This is a genomic window from Sulfobacillus sp. TH-112 (assembly GCF_057473405.1).
In genome coordinates, this window is the sequence record NZ_JBYCKN010000130.1 from 1 (window position 1) to 6863 (window position 6863).

The window sequence follows — 6863 nt, forward strand, 5'->3', positions numbered from 1 at the left end:
GTATTTATTGTCTGACACCGTGCTGATGACCCAAAGGCCATGCCTTATGTGGCTTCCACGAAAGCCACTGCGACTTTTTCTTAGTCGTCACGATCGGTGATCCCAACTGGGATCACCGATGCCTTGCCAATTAACGTCCCCGGACCGAGCTATTTGGTCGGTGACGTATCGGTCGAGGGCTCACGGCAAGTTGTTCGGCCTAACGAGTTTGTTCTTCGCTTTCACATTTGACTCCCTCTTGGATGGGTCCGTGACTCATCGCCGGAAACGACAGTCTGCCACGTCCGCTATCGTCGTACCTCCATCCGCAGAGCGTAAGACAACCCGACAAGCTAGCACGTCTGGTCCAAGAGTGTGACGACGAGTTAATTGCAATACAATGACCGGAATCATATCGGTGTTAGTCCCGGCTATGGCAAAGTGCGTTCCCCACACCGTATGGGCACTCTCCCAACTGATGGCCACTCTCCAGAGGTGGGACGTCTCATGTAGTTGCACCACCCCAATCCCCGAAAACGCTGAGTTCTGAACACTATTTTGTAGAAAATCCGCTTCCGTCGGTTGAATGGCCACAAAAGGTCCAACCACTTGAAATCGCCACGCCTTTTGTTGCCAGATGACCGCATTATGTGTGGCGTTTAAAATGTACCCGGACGCGGAACCTAGAGATACATCGGTCACTCCTGGTTCATCGATCCAAGAAGGTACCGAAATTTGTCTAGGCAAAGACATCACGGGTAACTGCATCGTCACCACCGTTTTAGTCCCACGATTCTTCACAGATGCCGATCGAGTCGTACCGCAACCCACGACCACCAATGCTAAAAATAAGATCAGTCCTAACCTCTTAAGATAGTCTTTGACTGACATACTAGCATCCCCCCCAAAGAAAGCCACGTTGCTAAGGCAGTCTCATGGCGTTGCCGGTTATTCCCCAAAAGAGTCTTCCAACTCTAGATAGGCACAACTTTTCGAAACACCAAAAAGAGCCTCCTATTGTCCCGCGCACGATGGATAAGCCGCCTGGCTCACGTGCTGGGAGGTCTGGCACTGAACGTACAAGCTCCATCGCAATACAAAAAGCCGATAGCCTCCACCCGATTCCTAATCCTCATAGCATGATCGGGATTAACGATGTGTTCATCCGTCGCGTCGAAGAGATTTGGTTCACTTATTTGAATATACACTGATAATACAACAGCTTTTTTCCAACTTCACCGACTGTTAACTATATTTAGTATAATCAGGTCACAGGCCATGCTCGAACCCCGTGGAGGAGGTGGGCCCATGAGTCGTCATTGGTGGCCGATGCCCAGGAAAATCATCATGGTGCTGATGATGAGCGTCAGTATCTTCATCGTCGTCCTCGTAATGAGAGGTCTTACCTCCACCCCAGAACACCCTACGCTAAGCGATACACTTGCTTTTTCAGCAACCCTCAAAAGTTCCTGTCCGGCCACCATCACGCTATCGCGATGGGCTACGCAGTCTGGCGTGTCTACCATACGCCTGACCAATGGCGGATTAGGCTACATCGGTAACGGACTCCGTCAAGAAGGCGTCTTCGCCCCACAGCCCGGATGGACGCTAATTATGGGGGGGCTTTCCGTATCCGATCAAAACGAAGAGGACCCGCTTCTCGATAGCTGGACGACCCTTGCCGGGCGAGGACGCGTAAAACTAATGCCCGGTGTGAGATATTGGACCATGAATGCTGCGTGGGCCACACCGTCAAACTGCACATCTGTCTCGACCCCTCTTCCCTCTCTATCGTTTGCTGTACCTCTTTTGCATGCGGTCGACAGCCCAAAATTTCACAACCAGCGCATTAGTTGCCACTTTACCATGAGCGCGCTTGGCACGATAAGCGGTCACTGCCAGTCGACTCCCCGTTAAAGCCTTGATTTCAGATCGGGCAGAATATCCAACGCCGCGGTAGGTGAAGCTTGAATTTCCGCGACATTGGTCTTCGTATTATTGGTAATCACTTGTGGATCAAAGCCTTCGCAACCCTCACTCTACACCCTCAGAAAGTCTATAGCCTTCTTCAATGGCCGAAAATACGCGCCCCATGGACAGGGCTTTTCCACGAGCGGAGCCCTATCACGAGATCTGACCCCTCGGAACACCATTCGATGCTCACCATGCCCGTGCACTCATTTTCTCCACAGAACGCAACAAGAGCCTCGTCCCGAATGAGGAAGGGGCTCCTATCATGCTCTGTCTCCACTCCAGCTATTGAGGAGTAGTTTTCTTGTCAGAAGACAACATCGCCTTCATGACCAATGGCATAATGGGTTTGGTGACAATCATCATCGGTATCCCCGTAATGATTAGAACAAAAATTAGTGCCTTCATCGCAACTCCCCCTTACCCTGGGCCTTCTCTCATCAACATGCGCTATGGCTAGATTACCATAATTACTGCCAGAAGGAGTGACTTTTTCGCATAGCGCCTGCGAAACCGGAAAGCATAACCCAGGGAGGCGATATGATGTTCTGGTTGATTCTATTAGCGGTGCTCATCGGATTGGTGATTGTAGCTCTCATTATTGGCTTAGCCTTTCCCGCGATTGTGAAGCGCTTTATCCATCGCATATTGACACGGCCCATGAGCGATACCATGGCCGAACTTTATGTGTCGATGCGATCCACCCCGCCGATCGATTTTCTCTATTCGTCACTACGCGCTAACTCCGGGGACATTGTCATTCGCCCTATGGGATCGGCCCGTCCCGTTCACGGGTTTGATGATTTAGCCCTCAATCCGGCCCAACTCAGTCGTCGCCCCGCCTTAGCGACCGATCCGGTGGATCTCAGCATCACGTTAGGAAAACGCACCAAAAGGCCACTCTCTCTGTCGATGCCGCTATATATCAGCGGAATGGCGTATGGATTAGCCTTGACGAAAGAAGCCCGTCTGGCGCTCGCTCACGCCTCCAAGAGGAGTCGCATTCCTCTGGATTCGGGGCAAGGTCCATTTTTGACTGAAGAAAAGCAATTAGCCTCAAGCTATATTCTCCAATTTGGACGATGGGTATGGAATCGCGATGTTTCCGTGCTACAACAAGCGGATATGCTCGAGGTGCAGGTAGGTCAAGGGGCACAGCCCGGCAGTGCGGTTATTGCCACCCCCGACGAGGTCGGCCCGGAGATAAAAAAACTCATGCACCTCGGACCCAAGGATGCTCCCATCATTCACGCCGACCTGTTCTTGAACGACCCGCGTCAACCCTCTTCTCTCAAAGAGGTGGTAGACTATTTGCACTCGGTGACCTCAGGGGTGCCCATCGCACTCAAAATGGGCGCTGGGGACGACCTCGAATATGACATTGATGTGGCCTTAGAGGCAGGCATCGATGTCATCGTGATAGATGGAACCGAAGGTGCCACCGGAAATGCTCCCGTGACCTTATCGGACCACTTCGGCATTCCGAGCTTAATGGCCCTATCGCGTGCTACCAAGCATCTCAACAGTACCCATACCCGTTCCGAGGTGGATCTCCTCATTTCGGGGGGATTTCGCGAACCGGGTGACTTTCTCAAAGCCTACGCCATGGGTGCCGACGCGGTGGGACTCGGTACCATCGCCATGTTTGCTCTCGCGCATTATCAGGTGACCACCGCAGTGCCTTTTTATCCGCCGACCGACTTGGTTTTTTATCGTGCAGAACCACGCCTGCCATTAGACGTGGACAAAGCATCCCAAGGCCTATACAACTTTCTCGAAAGCTGTCGTAAAGAAATGGAAGTCGCGATTCGCGCCATGGGACACACCACAATTCGCGACCTATCGATGAATGACATCTGTGCACTCGACCAAGAGGTCGCCAACTTTACTGGATGTCGGTATGCTGGTCATGCGCGACATACGTAAAGGCTTCGCGAAAGGCCTTCTCAAACGGCTCGGGATGCGAATAGAACGGCACGTGTCCCGCCCCGTCAATAATCCATAATGGCATCTTCTCTTCTAGCACCCCACGTAATCGCTGCAACGGGAAAAGGCCATCGCGACTGCCGTGGATGGCCGCAATGGGCCGCTGACAAGCATAGAGTCGCGCAACGAAGTCCTCGGAGTGATAAAAACGGCCCATGCGCGCCATCTCATAGGCATGCCTCCATCCAAACTGAAACCGTCGACGGTCGTCAGCGCTTAATAGCGCAGCATTGACCCCGAGCGCCATCATCATGCGACGACCAAAGTATTCCATCCCAGTAATCCAAATGCCGATGCGATTAATCCAAAACCACGGTGTCGGCGAAAGCGCATTTTCGGGGTCAAAATACCCTGCAGCGGAGACTAGAATCACCCCATCCACGCGTTCGGGCTGCTGGGCCGCCACTTCTCCCACCACCATCCCTCCAAAGGAATGGCCCACCAGAATCGCTCGGGATACATGAAGTGCGTCCAGAAAGCTTGTCACCGCATGCACGTAATCTTCCAGAGTTTGCCGATGCGGCAAATGGCCCGACTCTCCAAACCCGGGCAAATCGATGGCCAAGTGACGTCCTCTGACCGGAGGATTCACTAGGAGAGGATGGAATGTCTCACGATAGGAGCCCATTCCGTGTACCCACACAATGGGGATATTTCCGTTAACAACCTCGGTATAGGCGAGAGGCACCTGGCCCAATACCGTAATCACCTTTTTTGACAAATCTCTATCCATTTTTCCCCCACCAAAACACTGTCGCATTATTGGTTGCGGATACCACTTCATAGTATCCAGGATGCACGTCGCTTAATTCTACACTCCATATCCCATCCACATTAGTCTGCCCACTGTCTACCCGTATCAACGCACGGCGATGATCGCGGCGATAGAGTGTCAAGGGTTCGAACGGCTCCGGCGTCCCGAGACCTGACGTGACGTCGGATATCACCACATGTCTCTGCGATTCCACCGTCGCTGCGAGACTTTGACTACTGCCTCCGGTCGAAAATCTCCACGTAATGGCGATCGGTCGCACCGTTCCGTCGTTAAACACCGCATCTGCAGACACCCTGACCGTATAAAGGGTCTCCGCGGCGAGCATCGATATCGGCACCATCCCCACTTGGTTCGCACCCATGCCATTCACATTGGGGAGATCTTCCACAATCGGCACGACATGCCCCCCCTGGCGAAGACTCATGGTGACGTGCGACAGCATGTCCACAGTAGGAAAATCGGCCGTAATCGGATAGCCGTAGACGTTATCATACCCATTTTTCACCGGATCGGGTGATTCCAAATCAACCCATCCAGTAGGAATACCGGGCTCCCCATTATACGGATACACAATCGCCTTCGGGAGAGTATTGCGATAGCCAAATCCTAAATCCATCACCACAGACCCATTCTTACCGGCATCCTCTCCTTCACCCGCTGCCAGTAAATTATCCGATAGCAACGACAATCGATGATACACGGTATCGATCAGATCGGGAATCACGGTCACGGTATCGGCCGGTGTTTGCCATTCGATACCTACTTCACCGGTGACGGAAGTAGGCCATCCAAACACCAGATCGCGCGCCCAGGGCGTGTTACCGGTATATCCTCGATGTGATGCGCTTTCCATATGGAAAGAAGGGGCATTATATCCGTTTTTGAAGAGATAACGCGTATGGGCCTTACTCGCCAATTGAAGATGACGGTTCCACGCAATCGGTGATTCGTTCACGGCACTCCGAATGGTATTGAGTGAATCTAGTAGAAGATGGGCAGTACGGGATTCTGCGGTTTCCGGCACAACCCGATGAAGAACCGTAATCGACCACTTCTGGTTGGGGGTGTCAAACCCCGTGACCAGAAACGTGACATGATAGGTGCCGGGCTGCAACCGATGCGGCAGGCGATAGCCAGCAAACCCGGATCGAAATACATCTAAGGCTTGTGGAGTGTCATGATATCCCGGGCCCTCCAACTGAACCTCAAAGTGGTCTCTCTGTAAATCGGCATCGCGATCACCAATAAACTGCAGTCCAATCAATTGGGGAGATACCTCGGCGCGATAGGATCCCGGCATAATCGGCGACACATGGTTATCATTTTCATAGCCATGGTTTATTTCGGTATTGTACGGTCCAAACATCGTCATGGGAAGATTTAATAGCGCTCGTGGCGAAATGGGAATGGGTGGCATTCGCACAAACGCGATCGACGAAAAAAGCGCCACCATCGCGACACTGGCCCCCCTCCTCCATCCACTCGCCATAATGTCCCCCCTTTGCAATGCATATAAGCCTAGTATACCGTGTTACACACCCTTTCACGTACCCATGCGTAAGATGACTTACGTCGTAAAAAAGGGGGCTCACTTCCATGATCACGGATACAATTGAGGATCACTGGCTCGAAGCGGAGACCGCGATCGGGTACCGTACGTTTTATGCACTGCACATCCGTACGCTAAAGAAAGTAACGGTGCTTTACGGACCTTCGCACCACACATTACATGAAATCGCCGCACGATATGCCGCAAATCACCAACGTCATGTACGGTGGCATTCAATCTACACGCCTGAACGTCTCACCGGCGTTGCCATCCCGGACGAAGAATGCTGTTATATGAGCTCAAAGGTATTTCGCTCTCTTGTCGTTCCTGCCTCTGTGCAGGTGGATTCCCACACCATCGGTCCAGAACCTTTCATCGATCCCCATCACGAGGACATTCGTATGCGTATTAGAAGATGTCTTCAAGCGGCACTCACGGCACTGCACGAATATGAGGCCCTCCGCTTTGCTGCGCCTCTTCCACAACCGGACTGGGTGGATCAATGGACCTTTTCCACCCCCTAATGAAACGTGACACGTGCGGCCTCCATTTGGTAGGGTAAGAACGGTCAAAATAAGGAGGAGAGCATGAGCCAATCGTATA

Annotated in this window: 7 protein-coding genes; 3 read left to right on the forward strand and 4 right to left on the reverse strand. The window is 52.3% G+C overall.

The annotated features are described in order from the left end of the window. Positions 1-255 precede the first annotated feature (255 nt). Positions 256-870: a hypothetical protein gene (locus tag ACOJWD_RS08990; RefSeq protein WP_486992890.1), complete on the reverse strand. Its 615-nt coding sequence runs from the start codon at positions 868-870 to the stop codon at positions 256-258. 417 nt (positions 871-1287) lie between these two features. On the opposite strand from ACOJWD_RS08990, the gene ACOJWD_RS08995 reads away from it, so the two are divergent. After that, positions 1288-1896 (forward strand): hypothetical protein, encoded by a 609-nt coding sequence (locus ACOJWD_RS08995; protein WP_486992891.1) that lies wholly within the window; start codon positions 1288-1290, stop codon positions 1894-1896. Between the two features lie 339 nt (positions 1897-2235). Here ACOJWD_RS08995 and ACOJWD_RS09000 read toward each other — a convergent pair whose 3' ends face one another. Further along, a complete protein-coding gene (locus ACOJWD_RS09000; RefSeq protein ID WP_486992892.1) occupies positions 2236-2358 on the reverse strand; it encodes a hypothetical protein in 123 nt (40 codons plus the stop codon). A gap of 135 nt (positions 2359-2493) precedes the next feature. On the opposite strand from ACOJWD_RS09000, the gene ACOJWD_RS09005 reads away from it, so the two are divergent. Next, on the forward strand, positions 2494-3876 hold the full coding sequence (locus ACOJWD_RS09005; RefSeq protein ID WP_486992893.1) for an FMN-binding glutamate synthase family protein: 1383 nt from the start codon (positions 2494-2496) through the stop codon (positions 3874-3876). Here the strand turns inward: ACOJWD_RS09005 and ACOJWD_RS09010 are convergent. Both ACOJWD_RS09010 and ACOJWD_RS09015 read right to left on the reverse strand, forming a co-directional pair. Then, positions 3836-4669: an alpha/beta fold hydrolase gene (locus ACOJWD_RS09010; RefSeq protein ID WP_486992894.1), complete on the reverse strand. Its 834-nt coding sequence runs from the start codon at positions 4667-4669 to the stop codon at positions 3836-3838. The two genes, ACOJWD_RS09005 and ACOJWD_RS09010, sit on opposite strands and share 41 nt — an antisense overlap. Then, positions 4662-6200, reverse strand: coding sequence for a CAP domain-containing protein (locus ACOJWD_RS09015; protein ID WP_486992895.1), 1539 nt, complete (start codon positions 6198-6200; stop codon positions 4662-4664). The genes ACOJWD_RS09010 and ACOJWD_RS09015 overlap by 8 nt, the downstream gene beginning before the upstream one ends. A gap of 107 nt (positions 6201-6307) precedes the next feature. On the opposite strand from ACOJWD_RS09015, the gene ACOJWD_RS09020 reads away from it, so the two are divergent. Further along, complete coding sequence (locus ACOJWD_RS09020) at positions 6308-6784, forward strand: hypothetical protein (protein ID WP_486992896.1); 477 nt, start codon at positions 6308-6310, stop codon at positions 6782-6784. Positions 6785-6863 lie beyond the last annotated feature (79 nt).

Coding starts and splice junctions, on each gene's coding strand:
- ACOJWD_RS08990 (WP_486992890.1), bottom strand. CDS start 870: ATGTCAGTCAAAGACTATCTTAAGAGGTTAGGACTGATCTTATTTTTA.
- ACOJWD_RS08995 (WP_486992891.1), top strand. CDS start 1,288: ATGAGTCGTCATTGGTGGCCGATGCCCAGGAAAATCATCATGGTGCTG.
- ACOJWD_RS09000 (WP_486992892.1), bottom strand. CDS start 2,358: ATGAAGGCACTAATTTTTGTTCTAATCATTACGGGGATACCGATGATG.
- ACOJWD_RS09005 (WP_486992893.1), top strand. CDS start 2,494: ATGTTCTGGTTGATTCTATTAGCGGTGCTCATCGGATTGGTGATTGTA.
- ACOJWD_RS09010 (WP_486992894.1), bottom strand. CDS start 4,669: ATGGATAGAGATTTGTCAAAAAAGGTGATTACGGTATTGGGCCAGGTG.
- ACOJWD_RS09015 (WP_486992895.1), bottom strand. CDS start 6,200: ATGGCGAGTGGATGGAGGAGGGGGGCCAGTGTCGCGATGGTGGCGCTT.
- ACOJWD_RS09020 (WP_486992896.1), top strand. CDS start 6,308: ATGATCACGGATACAATTGAGGATCACTGGCTCGAAGCGGAGACCGCG.